At 65.3% G+C, this 16041-nt stretch carries 15 protein-coding genes; 12 read left to right on the forward strand and 3 right to left on the reverse strand.

Annotation, left to right across the window (positions count from 1 at the left end; translation table 11 throughout):
* The first annotated feature begins 37 nt into the window (after window positions 1–37).
* Together EV667_RS11510 and EV667_RS11515 are read left to right on the forward strand one after the other, a co-directional pair.
* The gene (locus EV667_RS11510) at window positions 38–1222 is read left to right on the forward strand and encodes an MFS transporter (RefSeq protein ID WP_131835481.1); all 1185 of its coding nucleotides are present in this window, start codon (window positions 38–40) and stop codon (window positions 1220–1222) included.
* A gap of 197 nt (window positions 1223–1419) precedes the next feature.
* Entirely contained in the window at window positions 1420–2478 is a 1059-nt protein-coding gene (locus EV667_RS11515; RefSeq protein ID WP_131835482.1) for an aminopeptidase, read from the forward strand.
* Between the two features lie 30 nt (window positions 2479–2508).
* Here EV667_RS11515 and EV667_RS11520 read toward each other — a convergent pair whose 3' ends face one another.
* Window positions 2509–3327 (reverse strand): GntR family transcriptional regulator, encoded by an 819-nt coding sequence (locus tag EV667_RS11520; protein WP_131835483.1) that lies wholly within the window; start codon window positions 3325–3327, stop codon window positions 2509–2511.
* Window positions 3328–3790: 463 nt separating this feature from the next.
* Here EV667_RS11520 and EV667_RS11525 point away from each other — a divergent pair, with 463 nt between their 5' ends.
* Genes EV667_RS11525 through EV667_RS11550 form a run of 6 tightly spaced genes read left to right on the forward strand, consistent with a single transcriptional unit; the run spans window position 3791 to window position 9323 of the window.
* Complete coding sequence (locus EV667_RS11525) at window positions 3791–4831, forward strand: ABC transporter substrate-binding protein (RefSeq protein ID WP_131835484.1); 1041 nt, start codon at window positions 3791–3793, stop codon at window positions 4829–4831.
* Window positions 4832–4863: 32 nt separating this feature from the next.
* Window positions 4864–5916, forward strand: a complete 1053-nt coding sequence (locus EV667_RS11530; protein ID WP_131835485.1) for an ABC transporter ATP-binding protein — start codon at window positions 4864–4866, stop codon at window positions 5914–5916.
* Between the two features lie 3 nt (window positions 5917–5919).
* Window positions 5920–6768: an ABC transporter permease gene (locus EV667_RS11535; RefSeq protein WP_131835486.1), complete on the forward strand. Its 849-nt coding sequence runs from the start codon at window positions 5920–5922 to the stop codon at window positions 6766–6768.
* Window positions 6765–7589, forward strand: coding sequence for an ABC transporter permease (locus EV667_RS11540; protein ID WP_131835487.1), 825 nt, complete (start codon window positions 6765–6767; stop codon window positions 7587–7589). The genes EV667_RS11535 and EV667_RS11540 overlap by 4 nt, the downstream gene beginning before the upstream one ends.
* A gap of 17 nt (window positions 7590–7606) precedes the next feature.
* Window positions 7607–8779 carry a CaiB/BaiF CoA transferase family protein gene (locus EV667_RS11545; RefSeq protein ID WP_131835488.1) on the forward strand — a complete coding sequence of 391 codons (1173 nt, stop codon included), beginning with the start codon at window positions 7607–7609 and terminating at the stop codon, window positions 8777–8779.
* A gap of 28 nt (window positions 8780–8807) precedes the next feature.
* Window positions 8808–9323: a MaoC family dehydratase gene (locus EV667_RS11550; protein WP_131835489.1), complete on the forward strand. Its 516-nt coding sequence runs from the start codon at window positions 8808–8810 to the stop codon at window positions 9321–9323.
* A gap of 46 nt (window positions 9324–9369) precedes the next feature.
* On the opposite strand, the gene EV667_RS11555 is transcribed toward EV667_RS11550, so the two are convergent.
* The gene (locus EV667_RS11555; RefSeq protein WP_131835490.1) at window positions 9370–10092 is read right to left on the reverse strand and encodes an SDR family oxidoreductase; all 723 of its coding nucleotides are present in this window, start codon (window positions 10090–10092) and stop codon (window positions 9370–9372) included.
* A gap of 41 nt (window positions 10093–10133) precedes the next feature.
* Window positions 10134–11264, reverse strand: a complete 1131-nt coding sequence (locus EV667_RS11560) for a mandelate racemase/muconate lactonizing enzyme family protein (RefSeq protein WP_131835491.1) — start codon at window positions 11262–11264, stop codon at window positions 10134–10136.
* Between the two features lie 344 nt (window positions 11265–11608).
* On the opposite strand from EV667_RS11560, the gene EV667_RS11565 reads away from it, so the two are divergent.
* From EV667_RS11565 to EV667_RS11580, 4 genes are all read left to right on the forward strand, one after another.
* Window positions 11609–12601 (forward strand): Bug family tripartite tricarboxylate transporter substrate binding protein, encoded by a 993-nt coding sequence (locus tag EV667_RS11565; RefSeq protein WP_165901603.1) that lies wholly within the window; start codon window positions 11609–11611, stop codon window positions 12599–12601.
* Window positions 12602–12695: 94 nt separating this feature from the next.
* A complete protein-coding gene (locus EV667_RS11570; RefSeq protein WP_131835493.1) occupies window positions 12696–13280 on the forward strand; it encodes a tripartite tricarboxylate transporter TctB family protein in 585 nt (194 codons plus the stop codon).
* Window positions 13280–14785, forward strand: a complete 1506-nt coding sequence (locus tag EV667_RS11575) for a tripartite tricarboxylate transporter permease (protein ID WP_131835494.1) — start codon at window positions 13280–13282, stop codon at window positions 14783–14785. Before EV667_RS11570 ends, EV667_RS11575 begins: the two co-directional genes overlap by 1 nt.
* A gap of 42 nt (window positions 14786–14827) precedes the next feature.
* Window positions 14828–16039, forward strand: coding sequence for an alpha-hydroxy acid oxidase (locus tag EV667_RS11580; RefSeq protein WP_131835495.1), 1212 nt, complete (start codon window positions 14828–14830; stop codon window positions 16037–16039).
* The last annotated feature ends 2 nt before the right edge of the window (window positions 16040–16041 follow it).

Genomic DNA, 16041 nt, shown 5'->3' on the forward strand with positions numbered 1-16041 from the left:
GGGTTCCTTCTGCGCCGTCCGGTTCTGCGGAAGGCCCATGTCCCGTCACGGCCCGTTGGCGTTGTTGTTCGCCACCATGTACCCGCAGACCGTGATGTCGATGATGGTGCTCACGCCACCCGTGGTGGCCGCGCAGGTCACGGCGGCCTACGGCCTTCCCGCCGAGACGGCGGGGGTCTATGCGGCCGCCAGCTACGTCTTCGTCGCCATCGGCACCCTGTCCACCGCCTCGGTCATTCCGCGCATCGGGCCGCTTCGGCTGAGTTTCGGCTGCATTGTCGCCGGAGGCTGCGCGCTGGCGCTGTTCGGGCTGGGCTCGCTCGCCTTTGTCCTGCTGGCGACAGCCCTGATGGGCCTGTGCTACGGCCCACTGACCCCGGCGGGCCAGCAGGCCATCGCCAATGGCGAGCCTATCGCCAACCTCGCCCTTTTTCTGTCGGTGCGGCAGACGGCGGTTCCGCTGGGCGGCATGCTGGCAGGGCTGATCGTGCCGGCGCTGGTCGTGCGGTCCGATCTCGAAACCGCGCTGTTTATCGTGGGTGGCACGGCGACGCTGACGGGGCTGCTGGCCGGAAGCCTGCTCGGCATCGTGCGGAACGAAAAGCGCGAGCCGCGTCCGGTCGCCCGTGCAGGCTTTCTGGCGCCCCTGCGGCTGATGCTCGGCCATCGCGCGCTGCTCGCCATGTCGTTCGCCTCGATGATCTACGGCGCCCTGCAGCTAGTCGTCAGTTCGCTGCTGGTCGTGTTCGTGATGCGCGAACTCGGGCGCGACCTCGTGACGGCGGGAATGATGCTGGGGATCAGCCAGGCGGCGGCGGTGTGCGGGCGGATCGGCTGGGGCTTCCTTGCAGACCGGATCGGGCGCCTGCGCGGGACGCTCGGCGCCATCGGGCTCGGCATGACGGCGGCCTGCATCATGGCGTGGGCGCTGACGCCGGCGACGCCGGACGTGATCATCGCGCTGGTTGCGTTCCTCTTGGGCGCGACGACCAGCGGGTGGAACGGCGTGTTCCTCGCCAGCTTGATGCAAGCGGTGCCGGCCTCGCAGGCCGGCTTCGCGGCGAGTGGGGCGCTGCTGTTCTCCTATCTCGGCATCGTGCTGGGGCCGCCACTGTTCGGTGGCCTGGCAGCGCTGGCGGGATTTCCCATCGCCTTTCTGGTGCTCGGGGCGCTGGCGCTAGGCGGCGCGTGGCTCTGCCTCATGCCGGCCTCGGCAGCGTAATAGTCGACATTTATACAACCTCTCACTCGCGCGCGTCGTCTGCCAGCGTCACCCTTTGGCGCTTATGCCTTATAGGAACATGGCAAAGAACGATCACCCCCCTCTGCCGACTGCGCGCCCCTTGACCTCAATTATAAAAATGTCGACACTATTTTCATTCAAGCCGCAGCGCGCCGCGCGGCAGTGAGGAGAGAAAAATGTCGGGAGTGAGTGGCCTGATCACAGGCACGCTGGAACATCTGCGCCGCCCGCTGGTGCGCAACATCACGAAGGGGCAGCGCGTGCTCGTGCTGTCAGACACCGAGCATGACCCCCGCGTGTGGCAGGCGATCATGACCATTCTGGCAGACATCGAGGCGGACGCGACGCTCTGCCTGTTCGGCCGCCGCCCCGCCGATTATTACGACCCGCCGGCCGCCGTGTGCGAGGCGATGATGAAGTCGGACGTGAACATCCTGTGCTCGTCCACCGGCATGCTCCACTGCGCCGCCAGCCTGCGCTCCATGGAAGCCGGCATTCCCTCCATTTGCCTCGATGGCGGCATGCGGCTGGAATGGCTGCAGTCCGGCGCCATTGCCGACGACATGAAGCAGATTGCCGTGCGCAAGCATTATGTCGGCAAGAATGTGTTCGGGGAGGGCGCCAAGACCTGCCGTGTGACGTCGCGCTTCGGCACCGACTTCACCTACAGCGTCGAGAACATGATCTGGATTCCGCCGCTGCCCGGCGAGAGCTTCGATCCCTACAAGATCATCAATTTCCAGAAGGACGAGAACCGGCCGGCCGGCAAGCTCTACTACTACCTCTACCCCACCGGCGAGTTTAACGTGGCCCCCATCGAGGGCACGGCCAATGGCAAGCTGGTGATCGACCTGACCATGCACCATCTCGGCAAGCTCGGCTCACCGATCGAACTGACCGTTGAGAACGGCCGGGTGGTGAGCATCGACGGCGGCGCCGATGCGCGCATCCTGCGCGACTTCCTCGCCACCTATGGCGACGATAATGCCTATATGTGCCCGGCCGAGGCCTCGGTCGGCGTCAATGCCAAGGCGGTCATTCGCGGCATTCAGCGCGAGGACAAGAACATCATGGGCACGATGCATTTCGGCCTCGGCACTAATGTCGATGTCGGCGGCTCCATCATGTCGAAGATCCATATGGACGGCGTCATCCTGGAGCCGACGCTCTATGTCGACGGCGTCAAGCGCATCGAGGATGGCCGCTTCCTGGTGCCGATCGAAGGCGAGGCCTGAGCCGCCCGGGGCACCCCGCCGCCCATTCCGCTACTCCGTCGCCGCGGCCGCCTGGCGCCGTCGGCGGCGCGAGCGCATGGGCGAGGGGACGCCGCCATCGGCGTAGATCTGTTCCAGCACGGCCAGCGCATGCAAATGGTTGGAGCGGATGAGGACGTCGGCGAGCGGCGCATCCTGTTCCTCGATCGCGCTCATGAGCTGGACGTGATGTGCCATCGACTTCTCGCGCCGGGTCGGCTGAGAGAGGGAGAGCCGGCGCAGCCGCAGGGTCCGCAGCAGCAGGGAATCGAGAATGCGCTTGGCGGTAGCGTTGTGCGCGGCAATGGTAAGCCGGTTGTAGAACTCGACATTCGCCCAGAGATAGGCGGAGAGATCCTGCGCGTCATGAGCGGTGCTGAGCCGGGCGAGCAACTCGCGCAGGGCGGCGAGGTCCTCGGGCGTGCGCAGCGTCGCCGCATCGGAAGCCACCGCACCGAAGAGCACCGCGCGCACGCGGTAAATTTCTCGCACCTCGGCAATGTCCAGCACCGCCACATGCGGACGCCGGCGTTGGGGGATGCGGACCAGCCCTTCCTTCTCCAGCAGCAGCAAGGCTTCGCGGATCGGCGTGCGGCTGGTCTCGTAGCGTTCCGCGAGCTCGACCGAGCTGAGGTCCTCGCCGCTGTGCCGGACGTTCTCGATGATCTCCGCGCCGACCTCGCAGGCCACGCGCGAGACAAGCGACGGGCGATCGTGATGTTCGGCGACGATGCGGCGGACCACCAGCACGGCGCTGAGAAAGGATTCAGACTGGCTGGACGGGGGCGTCGCGATCCAGGAATCGGCGCGCTCGAAGGTCGTTGTCGTCAAGGAAAGGGTCGCCTTCAGCCGCTGCGCCCGTCGACGGACTCGGCCGGGCTTCCGGCGTCAATGTACAGGCTCGCGATTGATCCTGTCGACAGGATCGGCGCGGAAGCGCCTCGGTACGAGGTTCCGGCACAGCCCATCCGGCAGGCTGTCGTATCGTGCCTGACAGGAATTTATGTCGACATAATTGAATGAGGCGCCGATCCACCGCCGAACACGGCGCCCTATTCCGGCCTTGCCTGTCGGGCCAATAGCCGCAGCTCGGTGATCGAAAAATGTCGTAACTACCGGTTTTTAAATCGGACCTTGGAATGTTGGCGGGGCGTGCAGCACGCGCACCTCATCTTGTCTTTCGCTCACGCGCTCAACGAACATCGGCAATCTGTCGACAGATGGGTTGACGAGACCGATTGCAATCCGCTTGAATGCGCCTGCAAACGAAAAGAACATTCATGGGAGGAACGTCATGACCCGGTGCCTTTCCTATCTCCTCAGTGGAACTTTCCTGGCCGCTCTCGCCGTCGGGCCGGCCGGCGCGCAGGAATCGCTGGTGGTTGCGGCCTTTGGCGGCAAGCATGGCCAGACGCTGCAGAAATGCGTGATCGATACCTTCACCGCCAAGACCGGCATCAAGGTCACGGTGGATCAGGGCGTATCGTCGGTCACGGTTGCCAAGCTGAAGCAGCAGAAGGGAAACCAATCGCTCGACGTGATCTGGCTGGATGGCGAGGTCTCGCAGGCGGCGGAAGCGGAAGGCGTCTTCCAGGACATCGATCCGGCCCAGGTGCCAAACATCGCCAACATCATCCCGGAGGCCGTCCACAAGAACAAGGATGGCAAGATTACCGGGCTGGACGATTATTATTACTCGGTCGGCATCGTCTACAATGAAGACGAGGTCAAGCAGGCGCCAACCTCCTGGTTCGACCTGTGGAAGCCCGAATATGAGGGCCTGTCGACCTGGCCCTCCATGTCTGATGGTTCCGGGCCGCCCATGCTGGTCTATGTCGCCGAATTGCTCGGCGGCGGCGTGAACAATCTGAAGCCCGGCGTCGACAAGATGAAGGAACTGGAAGTCGCCGCCTATTACGACTCCGGCGGTAATGCCAGCAACATCCTGTCGCGCAAGGAAGCCATCATCGGCGTGCTGGACAGCGGCGCGGTCTGGTCGCTGGCCGATGCGAACCCGTTCAAGGTCGGCTTCACCATCCCGAAGGAAGGCGGCCTCGCCTCCGGCACGCGGCTGCATCTCATCAAGCCGTCCGAGGCCGCTTATGCCTTCATAAACCACGCCCTGACCAGCGATGCCCAGAAGTGCTTCGTCGAGAACTATTTCTACGGTCCGTCGGTCAAGGACATAGAACTCAGCGAAAAGGCCAGGGCACGTCTTCCCTGGGGACCGAACGGCTCGATCAAGGACCTGCGCTTCTCTGACGCCAACGCGATCAACGCAAATCGGCAGGAGATCGTCGACGCCTGGAACCGCGACGTGCTCGGCCGTCGCTGAGCCTGTGTGTCGTACCGCCCGGAGGTGAGCCCATGCCGCTGATCGCCATTGACCGCGTGACCAAGAGCTATGGGTCGCTGCAGGTGCTGAAGGGCGTGTCGCTGGATATCGAGGAGGGCGAGTTCGTCGCTCTCCTCGGGCCTTCCGGTTGTGGCAAGACCACCCTGCTGCGCGCCATTGCGGGCTTTGTCGACATCGACACAGGCACGATCGCCATCGGCGGCCACTCCATGGCCAACGAACCGCCGAACCGGCGGCCGGTGAACATGGTGTTCCAGAACTACGCGCTGTTCCCCCATCTCACCGTGCGCGACAACGTCGCCTTCGGCCCGCGCCGCAACGGCGTCGATAAGGCGGGCATCGCCGCCATTGTCGATCCGGCGCTCGAAACCGTCGGGATGGCCGCCTATGCCGACCGATTGCCGGCGCAGCTTTCCGGCGGACAGCAGCAGCGCGTCGCGCTCGCCCGAGCCATCGCCAACAAGCCGAAGGTGCTGCTGCTCGACGAGCCGCTGGGCGCGCTGGATCTCAAGCTACGCAAGCGCATGCAGATGGAACTGAAGCATCTGCACCAGAAGCTCGGCATCACCTTCCTGTTCGTGACACACGATCAGGAAGAAGCCCTCGTCATGGCCGATCGCATCGTCGTCATGCAGGATGGCGGCATCGCCCAGATCGGCACGGGAGAAGACATCTACGCCCGGCCGGCGAACCGCTATGTCGCCGACTTCATCGGCGAGGCCAATCTGCTGCCGCTGGAGGCTTCTGCGGACGGCGCCTTGCGCATCGTCGGCGAGACCGAACTGCTGCCCTATCTCGCGCCGGATGGCGCCAGCGCCCCGACCCTGCTCATTCGGCCGGAGGAGATCCGCATCGGTGCCGCGCCGGACGGCGGTGTCGGCCTGTCCGGCACGCTGACCGATCGCGTGTTCATCGGCAACGCCACACGGCTGTTCGTGAGAACGGCGAGCGGCCAGTCGATCGTCATCCAGCAGGCGGGTGCCGGCCCCAACGATGCCCTGCGCACCGGCGCGCAAGTCCGCATCGGCTGGGCGCGCGAGGCCGCCCGCGTGCTGACGGGTTAAGCGATGCACATCAACCGCTTCTGGGCCGCAATCCTGCTCGGCATCCCGCTGATCTATCTGGTGGTCTTCTTCATCACGCCGCTTGGCATGGTCGTGGTCGACAGCTTCTCCAATCGGGAGGGGGAGCTCACATTGGAGAATTACGCCCTCGTCCTCGGCGACAGCTATTACTGGCGCGTGCTCGGCTACACATTCTGGATCGCGCTCGTGACCTGCGTCGCCACGCTGATCCTTGGCTATCCGCTGGCCTATTACATGAGCCTGATCGAGCGCCGACGCGCCGTGCGGCGGCTGTGTTTCATCCTGATCCTGATGCCGCTGTTCACCTCGAACATAGTGCGCTCCTTCGGCTGGATCGTGCTGCTCGGACGCGAGGGGCTGGTGAACGAGACGCTCATGTGGCTCGGCATCGTCGACCGGCCGCTGCGGCTGCTGTCGACCGAGATCGCGATCATCATCGGCATGATTTACGTCATGCTGCCCTTCATGGTGCTGGCCATCGCCAGCGTGCTGCAGAACATGAACGGCGCCCTGCGCGAAGCCGCACGGGACCTCGGGGCCACCGCTTTCAGCACTTTTCTGAAGGTGACGCTGCCGCTCAGCGCGCCCGGCATCGTGGCCGGCACGCTCATCGTCTTCACCCTCAGCATTTCGAGCTATGTGACGCCGCGCATCATGAGCGGCGGGCGCTCGGTGGTGTCGTCGATGCTGATCTACGACCAGTTCATGCTGGTGTTCAATCCGTACCTCGGCAGCGCTATCGCCGTTGTGCTGCTGGTGGCGAGTTTCGCGCTCATCGTCGCCTACACGCTTCTACTGGAACGCCGGCCGGGACGGAGGGCGTCCCCATGAACCGCCGTCGGCTCAACCGCGCCCGCGACGCTGCCGGGCCGCTGCTCATTTCGATCATCGCCTGGGCGGTGCTGGTCTATCTGGTGCTGCCGCTGGCCGTGGTCATCGCCATTTCCTTCACCACGACGGAATATCTCGCCTTTCCTCCTGTCGGCTTCACGCTGAACTGGTATCAGCGTTTCCTGGCCGACCCTTCTTATGTCGACGCGATCCTGCTGAGCGGACGGCTGGCCTTCGGCTCGACGCTGATCGGCTTCCTGCTCGGCGTGCCGGCGGCGCTGGTGCTGAAGCGTGGCCGGCTGCCCGGCGCGCAGATGCTGGGCAATCTGTTCCTGTCGCCGCTGATCCTTCCCGCCATCATCATCGGCGTCGGGGTGCTGCAGATATCCGGCACGCTTGGCTTCGCCCGCAGCTTCGAGGCGATGCTGGTCGGCCATGTCGTGATCATACTGCCCTACATCGTGCGCACCACGCTCGCCTCGCTTGAGGGCTTCGACACGTCGCTGGAGGAAGCCGCGCAGGACCTCGGCGCTTCGGGCTTTTCCACCTTCTTCCTTGTGACCCTGCCGCTGATCAAGCCCGGCATCATCGCCGGCTGCCTGTTCGGCCTGATCATGAGCTGGATCGATGTCGAGGTCAGCATTTTCAACACCGTGATCGCGCAATCGCCGATCCCCGTGAAGGTCTTCAACTACGTCCAGTACTCGGTCGATCCGATGATCGCGGCGGTGTCCGCCGGCACCATCTACATCGCCCTCATCCTCGTCCTCCTTCTCGATCGGCTGGTCGGCCTCGACAAGGTCGCGGGGCAGCAGAAATGACAACGGAGCCTTCCGCCATGCCCAGCCTCTCCGCCGATGCCTCGCCAGCTGGCCCCCTCAGCGGCCTTCTCGTGGTGTCGATCGACCAGGCGGTCGCGGGACCGCTGTGCTCGATGCGGCTCGCCGATGCGGGCGCGCGCGTCATCAAGATCGAAGCCGGCGAGGGGGACCGGGCGCGCGACTACGACACGGCGCTGGGCAGCACCTCGGCCGCCTTCGGCTGGCTGAACCGCGGCAAGGAGAGCGTCGTCCTCAATCTCAAGGACGCCGACGATCTCGCCCTCGTGAAGGCGATGCTGTCGCAGGCCGATGTCTTCGTCCAGAACCTCGCCCCCGGCGCCAGCGACCGGCTGGGGCTCGGCGCCGCCCAGCTCATCGCGGAGTTTCCACGCCTGATCATCGTCGACATCATGGGCTATGGGCGCGGCACGCCCCACGCGGCCAAGCGCGCCTACGACATGCTGGTGCAGGCGGAAAGCGGCATCTGCGCCGTGACCGGCACGCCGGATGTGCCTTCCAAGGTCGGAATCTCAATCGCCGATATCGGCACCGGCACGAATGCCTATTGCGCGGTGCTGGAGGCACTGCTCCAGCGCGAGCGCACCGGGCACGGGCAGGCCATCGAGGTCGCCATGTTCGACGCCATGGCCGAGTGGATGTCGCTGCCGCTGCTGCACTACGACTATATGGGCGTGGAGACGGCACGCTTCGGGCTATCGCACGCCTCGGTCTACCCCTATCGGCCCTATCACTGCGCCGATGGCGACATCGTGGTGTCGATCCAGTCGACCGCCGAATGGGTGCGTTTCTGCTCTCATGTGCTGCGCCTTCCCGATCTCGCGAAGGACCCGCGCTTCATCGACAACTGGGCACGGGTGCAGAACCGCGACGCGCTCGACGCCGCGGTCCATGCGGTTTTCACGCCCCATGGCTGCGCGGAGATGATCGAGCGGCTGGAGGCGGGCCAGATCGCCTGGGCGCGGGTGTCGACGCTGCACGATCTCTCGGTTCACCCGGCATTGCGCCGCATCTCTGTCGAGATGCCGGGCGGCGAGCGGGTCGAGATGCCACGGCCGGCGGGGCGGCCCGTCGCCTCGGGCAGCAAGGTGCCGGCGCTCGGCGCCGACAGTGCCGCCATACGCGCCGAGTTCGCGCGCGGTGCGGCTGCGACGACGAAGTCCATCGCATGACAAACGGTTCAACGACAAGGAGGCCAGAATGGCAGAAAAAATCGGTTGGCAGGGACGCTTCTACGAGGATTTCGAGGTCGGCGACGTCTACCCACACCAGATCGGGCGCACACTGCTTTCCTGCGACAACTCCTGGTTCACCCTGCTGATGGGTGCGCCCTCGCCGGTGCACTTCGATCATCACTATGCTGCGCAGACCGAGTTCGGCAAGCCGCTGGTCAATTCGGTGCTCACGCTGGCGACGGTGATGGGGCAGAGCGTCTCCGACCTCTCGCAGAACGTGTTCGGCAATCTCGGCTGGGACGAAATCCGCCTGCCCAACCCCGTCTTTGAGGGCGACACCATTTATTCGCAGTCGGAAGTGCTGGAGAAGCGCCTGTCGAAATCGCGCGAGAGCGTCGGCATCGTGAAGGTGTCGACCACCGGCTTCAACCAGGATGGCAAGGTCATCATCACCTTCCGGCGCACCATCATGCTCTACCGTCGCGGCTACCAGCCAAAGCTGCCCAGGCCCAGGCTGGACGACGCCAAGACGAAGGCATGAGTGAGGGGGCGGTCGCTGCCCTTCCGGCGGCGACCGCACCCGCACGCTACATCGACCAGCCACCGTCGATGATGTGGACCGCGCCGGTGGTGAAGGTCGCGCCGGCGAGATATACGGCGAGGTCGGCGATCTCTTCCGGTTGCCCGATGCGGCCGATGGGCTGGCGGGCGATGAAGGCGGCACGGGCGGCCTCATAATCGCCGAGAGCGCGCAGGCGGTTCTCCAGCGAGGGGCTCTCCACCGTGCCGGGGCAAATAGCATTGCAGCGTATGCCGCGCCCCACATAATCGGCCGCGACCGATTTGGTGAGGCCGATGACGGCGGCCTTGGTGGTGGCATAGGCGAAGCGGTTGGGCACGCCCTTGAGACTGCTCGCCACCGAGGCGATGTTGATGATCGCGCCATCTCCGCGCTCCAGCATGCCGGGCAGCACCGCGCGGATGGTGCGGTACATCGACTTTACGTTGAGGTCGAAGGCGAGGTCCAGATCCTCCGGCGTGCAGTCCTGCACCGAGCCGGCATGGACGAAGCCGGCGCCGTTGACGAGGATGTCGACGCGGCCGATCTCGGCGACGATGGCCGCGATCGCGTCGGTGTCGCGCACGTCGAGACGGCATGCCCGCGCGCCTTCAAGGCCCGCAAGAGCGCCGTCATTGATATCTGTCGCCCAGACGCGCGCGCCGGCCGCGATGAACCCACTCGCGATGGCTCTCCCGATGCCCTGTCCGGCGGCGGTGACGAGGACGACGTGGTCTTGCACTGACGGCATGAAGATCTCCTGGGAAAGGCATCATAGCCGCACCGAGAAACTCAGGCGGCGGAAAAGCGCCGAAGGGCGGCGCGGTCGATCTCGACGCCGAGGCCCGGACGGGTCGGAATGTCGACCCAACCCCGCACATGCTCGATCGGCTCGGCAAGCACGGCTTGGCGGAACGGGTGCTCCGAGCGGTCAAACTCCAGCAATGGCTCGCGCGGGGTATGGCGGGGAGGGGTGTGGGGCAGCACCGCGAGCAGTTGCAGCGCTGCTGCCAGCCCGATGCCGGTGCCCCAGACATGCGGGATGTAGCGAATGCCGAAGGCCGCCGCCATGTCGGCGATCTTCTTGCATTCCGTCAGCCCCCCGGCGGCGGCCGTGTCGGGCTGGATGATGTCCATCGCCCGCGTGGTCAGGATGTCGAGAAATCCCCAGCGCGTCGCCGTGCATTCACCGCCCGCGACCGGAATGGGCTGGCCGGCCTTCACCTCGCGATAGCTGGCGAGGTCCTCGGGGATCACCGGCTCCTCGAACCACGAAATGTTCTGGTCAGCCACGCAGCGGCCTAGGGCGATGGCGTCGAGAGCGTCAAATCCGTGATTGGCGTCCAGCATCATTTCGCGCTCCGGACCGATGGCGGCCCGCGTCGCCCGGATGAGCGCGATATCTTCCTCCAGATCGAGGCCGATCTTGAGCTTCACCGCCTGGAATCCCTCGTCGACGTAACCGCGAACCTCGCGGACCACATAGTCCAGCGGATCGCCCTGTTCCAGCCGATAGGTGCCGGTCGCATAGGCTTGCACCCGCGTGCGGAGCGGCCCGCCCATGAGGCGGTGTACCGGCACGCCCAACGCCTTGCCACGCAGGTCCCACAGCGCGATGTCGACGCCGCTGAGGGCCGAAATGACGAGCCCGCGTTGGCCATAATCGCGAAAGCGGCTGTGGAGCACCTGCCAAAGTACCTCGCCCGCCATCGGGTCGGCGCCGAGCAGATGCCGGCGAAAGCCCTCGATCACCGCCGCGTTCATCCGCGCCGGGCCGTAGCATTCGCCCCAGCCAATGAGGCCGGTGTCGGTGACGATCTCGACGATGCACGCCCCGCGACTGCGGGCGCTGTCGAACGACCATCCGAAAGGCTGCGTCAGCTCCGCTTCAAGGATGTGGGTATGAAGGGCCGCTATCCTCATTGCACGCTCCTGAAGGCCTAACCCGTGGATGGCGGGAGGTTATCGAGTGTCGACATAAATGGAAATGCGAAACGGCACCGCCACCCGACACGGCAGTCACAACCCCAAGCCTTATACCGCAGTGCAAACAAACGTAACGTTGACGCGCGTGAGCCACGCCGCCCGCCGCAGGACCAATTATACTGAATGACTTCAATGTGTCGACAGATTGATTGACAAGCGTCTTTTCATGGTCTTCGATACTGGCAATGGCGCGAAACGCGGCGGGGCTCGTTGGAGAGCGCCGCCGTCTCGCGCCCAGCGCGCCGCAGAGCGCGCCTTCAGCCAGCATGTGGGAGGAACGAATGCCGAAGATCGACAGGCGCGACGCACTCAAATTCGCCTTGGCCGCACCCGTTGTGCTGGCCGCCGGGCGCCTCGGTGCGCAGGAATCAGCCGGCGCCGCCTGGCCCACCCGGCCAGTACAGGTCGTCACCGGCTTCGGGCCGGGCGGCGGTGGTGACATCGCCACGCGCGTCACCTATCAGGCCGTCTCGGAAGTCCTGAAGCAGCCGATGGTGGTTGAGAACCGCACCGGCGGCAATTCGCTGGTCGCGGCGCAGGCCGTTCTCAGCCTGCCCCATGATGGCTACGCCTTCCTGATGAACGGCCTGCAGCAGCTTGTCACACCGCTGCTGATGAAGGACCTGCCGATCAACTTCGAGAAGGATTTCCAGCCCGTCACCCAGATGGTGAAATACCCCGAAACCATTTCGGTGGCGAAGGATTCCCAGTGGAAGACCTTTGAGGAGCTGATGGCCTACGCCAAGGCCAATCCCGATCGCATCCGCTACGGCACCTCCGGCATAGGCGGCGTTCCGCACATCGTCGCGGAGGCGATCCAGCTTTATGGCGGCGTGAAGTTCCGCAACATCTCCTACCGGGTTGCTCCCGAAATCGCCCGCGACGTGGTGGGCGGCCAACTCGACCTCGCCGTGCTCAATGTCTCCACCCTCACGCCGATGATCCAGGCCGACAAGGTGCGGCTGCTGGCGGTGGGCAACGACACGCGGCTGGAGCAGTTTCCCGACGTGCCGACCCTTGCCGAGCTCGGCCTGCCCAAGGCCAACCATGCCGATTGGGGTGGCATCTTCACCCCCGCCGGCGTCTCCGCCGATATCGTCCAGCAGATGCAGGCGGCGGTGGCGAAGGCCGCCAAGATGCCGTCCGCCTATGACAAGCTGGCGGCACAGGGGACGATCATGGTCGGCAGCTCGACGGCGGACTTCACGGCGTTTCTCGCCAACTGGCAGGGCATCGTCGAGGAAGTCGTACGCGAAGCGAAGATTTCGCTCTGACGTCCGGATGGTCCGACCGCGACATTCGGATTCCTGATGTCGCGACCCGGTCGGTCCACAAGCACTAATTTGGTGGAGTGACTTTTGGAGACGGATGGGCACCATCCGTTTCGGTCGATCCACGAGCGACGTCGAACGTGTCCCGGAGGCAATCGCCTCCGGAAATCACCCTCGGACGGAGCGGCCTGTAGCGGCCGTTCCGCATCCCGGTGGACTGGCCATGCCTCCGATAAAAAACCTCAACGACGTGATGGTGGGGCTGGTTCTCATCGCCATCTCGGTTTTCGCGCTTGTGTTGGCCTGGCCGCTCAAGCCCGGCACGCTCGACGCCATGGGACCCGGTTTTTTCCCGCGCTCCCTTGCCGTCATCGAGATCGGCTTCGGTCTCGCCATCATCGCCCAAGGGATGCTGAAGGAGGGCTCGCCCTTCGAGCGGTGGTTCCCGCGCCAGATCTTTTTCGTTCTGGCGAGCATCGGCTTCTTTGCCGCCACGATCGACCGCCTGGGCAGCGTGGTCGCCGTGATGGGAACCGTGCTCGTTTCCTGCCTCGCGCGCCGCGAGACCCGCCCGATTGAGGCGGTGCTGGTCGCGGCGGGCATGGCAGCCTTCGTGGTGCTTGTCTTCCGCGTAGGCCTCGGCCTGCCGCTGCGCATCTGGCCCTGGGGGTACGTGTACTGATGGACAGCTTCGTCTCGCTCTTTCACGGATTCTCGATCGCGCTGCAGCCGGCCAACCTGCTGTACTGCCTCATCGGCACGCTGGTCGGCACGCTTATCGGCGTGCTCCCCGGCATCGGGCCGCTTTCCGCCATCGCCATCCTTCTGCCGATTACCTTCTATCTGGAGCCGGTGTCGGCGCTCATCATGCTGGCGGGCATCTATTACGGCGCCCAGTATGGCGGCTCTACCTCGGCCATCCTTCTCAACCTGCCGGGCGAGAACTCGTCGGTCGTCACCTGCCTCGACGGGCACCAGATGGCGCGCAAGGGCAGGGCGGGCCCCGCCCTCGCGGTGGCGGCGCTGGCCTCGCTGTTTGCCGGCGTCTTCGCCACTCTCGTCATCACGCTGTTCGCACCGCCCATCTCACAGCTCGCGCTGATGTTCGGCCCGGCCGAGTATTTCTCGTTGATGGTGCTCGGCCTCATCGCCGCAATCGTTCTGGCGCACGGCTCGGTGCTGAAGGCACTGGGGATGATCGTGCTCGGCCTGCTGCTGGGCTGCGTCGGCACGGATGTCGATTCCGGCGCGCTGCGCATGGCCTTCGGCATACCCGGCCTGTTCGACGGCATCGGCTTCATTCCGCTGGCCATGGGCCTGTTCGGGGTCGGCGAGATCATCCGCAACATCGAGAATGGCCACCACCAGTCGGTGATGCAGACCAAGGTGCGGGACCTGTGGCCCTCGCGCGAAGATTTCCGCCGCTCCTGGCCGGCCGCGACGCGCGGCACGTTCATCGGCTGCATTCTCGGTATCCTCCCCGGAGGCGGCGCGATGCTGAGTTCGTTCGCGGCCTACACTTTCGAGAAAAAGGTGTCGAAGCAGCCCGAACGCTTCGGCAAGGGCGCGGTTGAGGGCGTTGCCGCGCCGGAGGCGGCCAATAATGCCGGGGCGCAGACCTCGTTCATTCCCCTGCTGACGCTCGGCATTCCCTCCAATGCGCTTATGGCGCTGATGGCCGGTGCACTGCTCATCCACGGCATCCAGCCAGGGCCGCGGGTTATCACCAATAACCCGGAGATCTTCTGGGGACTTATCGCCTCGATGTTCGTCGGCAACCTGTTGCTGGTGGTCATCAACCTGCCGCTGATCGGCCTGTGGACCCAACTCCTGCGCGTGCCCTACCACCTATTCTACCCGATGATCCTCGTCTTCTGCTGCATCGGCGTGTTCACCGTGAACAACAGCGTGCTCGACGTCATGCTGCTGATGGTCTTCGGTTTCTTCGGCTACATGTTCATCAAGTGGCATTGCGAGCCGGCGCCGCTGCTGCTCGCCTTCGTGCTCGGGCCGCTGATGGAAGAGAATCTGCGCCGCGCCATGCAGGTCTCCTATGGCGACCCCGCCATCTTCGTCACCCGGCCGATCAGTGCGGTGCTGCTGGCGGTTGCGGCGGGGTGTCTCGTGCTGGTGTTGCTTCCCGCCTTCCGGCGAACCCGCGAAGTCGCTTTCCAGGAGGAGAGCTGACGCCATCGCCAGGCGCGGCTCCCGCCCCCAAGGATCATCCCCATGTCAGCCAGCAATCACCCAGATGCGCGCCCCGCTCTCGCCCCCAGGCTCCGGCGCGAGGCGATCAGCGTCCCGGCCCTGCGTCTCATGGCCCGCCGCGCGCTGCCGCGTCCGGTGTTCGACTTTTCCGATGGCGGTGCGGAGGATGAACAGACCCTGCGCCGCAACGAGGCGGCGTTCGGTCGCTACGCTTTCCTGCCACGCCCGCTCGACGGGGCTGCTGTCCGCGATCAGTCGTGCCGGCTGTTCGGAATGGACCTTTCCATGCCGGTGATGATTGGCCCCACCGGCCTCGCTGGCCTGTTCTGGCCGGGCGCCGAACAGCTGGCGGTGCGCGCCGCGAACAACGCCGGCACCGCCTACTGCGCCAGTCACGGCTCCGTCTGCACGCTGGAGGACATCGCCGCCACCGGGGCGCCGAACCGCCTGATGCAGGTGTTTATCTATCGTGATCGTGGTTTTACCCGTGAACTCGCCGAGCGCGCAGCGGCGGCGGGCTACAAGGCGCTGGTGCTGACGATCGACAACCAGTTGCACGGCAAGCGGGACCGCGACCTGCGCAACGGCTTCACCATTCCCCCGCGCTTCGGTGCGGCGGACACGCTGGCCATGGCAACCAAAATCCCCTGGCTGCTGCGCATGAGGCGCGAGCTGCCCACGCTGACTTTTGGCAATTACCGGCGCGAAGGGCAGCCCTCCGACATAGCGTCGCTGGCGGCGCGCATGCACGACATGTTCGACCCGGCGATGACCTGGGCGGATGTCGACGATCTGCGCCGCATCTGGAAGGGCCCGCTCATCCTTAAGGGCGTGCTGCACCCCGCCGAGGCGGCGGAGGCGGTGGCGCGAGGCCTGGACGGCGTGGTCGTCTCCAACCATGGCGGCCGTCAGCTCGACCATTCGGTAAGCTCGATAGAGGCACTGCCCGCTGTCGTAGAAGCCGTCGATAGCCGCATCCCGGTGCTGCTGGACGGTGGAATCAGGCGGGGCACCGATGTCGTCAAGGCGCTGGCGCTGGGAGCGTCCGCCTGCTTCATCGCGCGGCCCTACCTGTGGGCTCTCGCGGTGGGGGGCGAGGCTGGTGTCGCCCATGTGCTGGAGCTTTTTCGCGATGAGATCGACCGCGCCATGGGGCTGCTCGGCGTATCGGCCCTGAGCCAGCTCTCGCCGAACATGCTGGCCAATGTGGCCCCGATCGGTCCGATCGCTTAAAT

It is taken from the genome of Ancylobacter aquaticus, assembly GCF_004339465.1.
In the GTDB taxonomy this organism is placed as follows: domain Bacteria; phylum Pseudomonadota; class Alphaproteobacteria; order Rhizobiales; family Xanthobacteraceae; genus Ancylobacter; species Ancylobacter aquaticus.

What these genes read in the sequence shown, in the direction of transcription:
- EV667_RS11525 (WP_131835484.1), top strand. Translation starts at nt 3,791, where the DNA reads ATGACCCGGTGCCTTTCCTATCTCCTCAGTGGAACTTTCCTGGCCGCT.
- EV667_RS11530 (WP_131835485.1), top strand. Translation starts at nt 4,864, where the DNA reads ATGCCGCTGATCGCCATTGACCGCGTGACCAAGAGCTATGGGTCGCTG.
- EV667_RS11570 (WP_131835493.1), top strand. Translation starts at nt 12,696, where the DNA reads ATGGGCACCATCCGTTTCGGTCGATCCACGAGCGACGTCGAACGTGTC.
- EV667_RS11550 (WP_131835489.1), top strand. Translation starts at nt 8,808, where the DNA reads ATGGCAGAAAAAATCGGTTGGCAGGGACGCTTCTACGAGGATTTCGAG.
- EV667_RS11545 (WP_131835488.1), top strand. Translation starts at nt 7,607, where the DNA reads ATGCCCAGCCTCTCCGCCGATGCCTCGCCAGCTGGCCCCCTCAGCGGC.
- EV667_RS11515 (WP_131835482.1), top strand. Translation starts at nt 1,420, where the DNA reads ATGTCGGGAGTGAGTGGCCTGATCACAGGCACGCTGGAACATCTGCGC.
- EV667_RS11565 (WP_165901603.1), top strand. Translation starts at nt 11,609, where the DNA reads ATGCCGAAGATCGACAGGCGCGACGCACTCAAATTCGCCTTGGCCGCA.
- EV667_RS11560 (WP_131835491.1), bottom strand. Translation starts at nt 11,264, where the DNA reads ATGAGGATAGCGGCCCTTCATACCCACATCCTTGAAGCGGAGCTGACG.
- EV667_RS11580 (WP_131835495.1), top strand. Translation starts at nt 14,828, where the DNA reads ATGTCAGCCAGCAATCACCCAGATGCGCGCCCCGCTCTCGCCCCCAGG.
- EV667_RS11575 (WP_131835494.1), top strand. Translation starts at nt 13,280, where the DNA reads ATGGACAGCTTCGTCTCGCTCTTTCACGGATTCTCGATCGCGCTGCAG.
- EV667_RS11555 (WP_131835490.1), bottom strand. Translation starts at nt 10,092, where the DNA reads ATGCCGTCAGTGCAAGACCACGTCGTCCTCGTCACCGCCGCCGGACAG.
- EV667_RS11535 (WP_131835486.1), top strand. Translation starts at nt 5,920, where the DNA reads ATGCACATCAACCGCTTCTGGGCCGCAATCCTGCTCGGCATCCCGCTG.
- EV667_RS11510 (WP_131835481.1), top strand. Translation starts at nt 38, where the DNA reads ATGTCCCGTCACGGCCCGTTGGCGTTGTTGTTCGCCACCATGTACCCG.
- EV667_RS11540 (WP_131835487.1), top strand. Translation starts at nt 6,765, where the DNA reads ATGAACCGCCGTCGGCTCAACCGCGCCCGCGACGCTGCCGGGCCGCTG.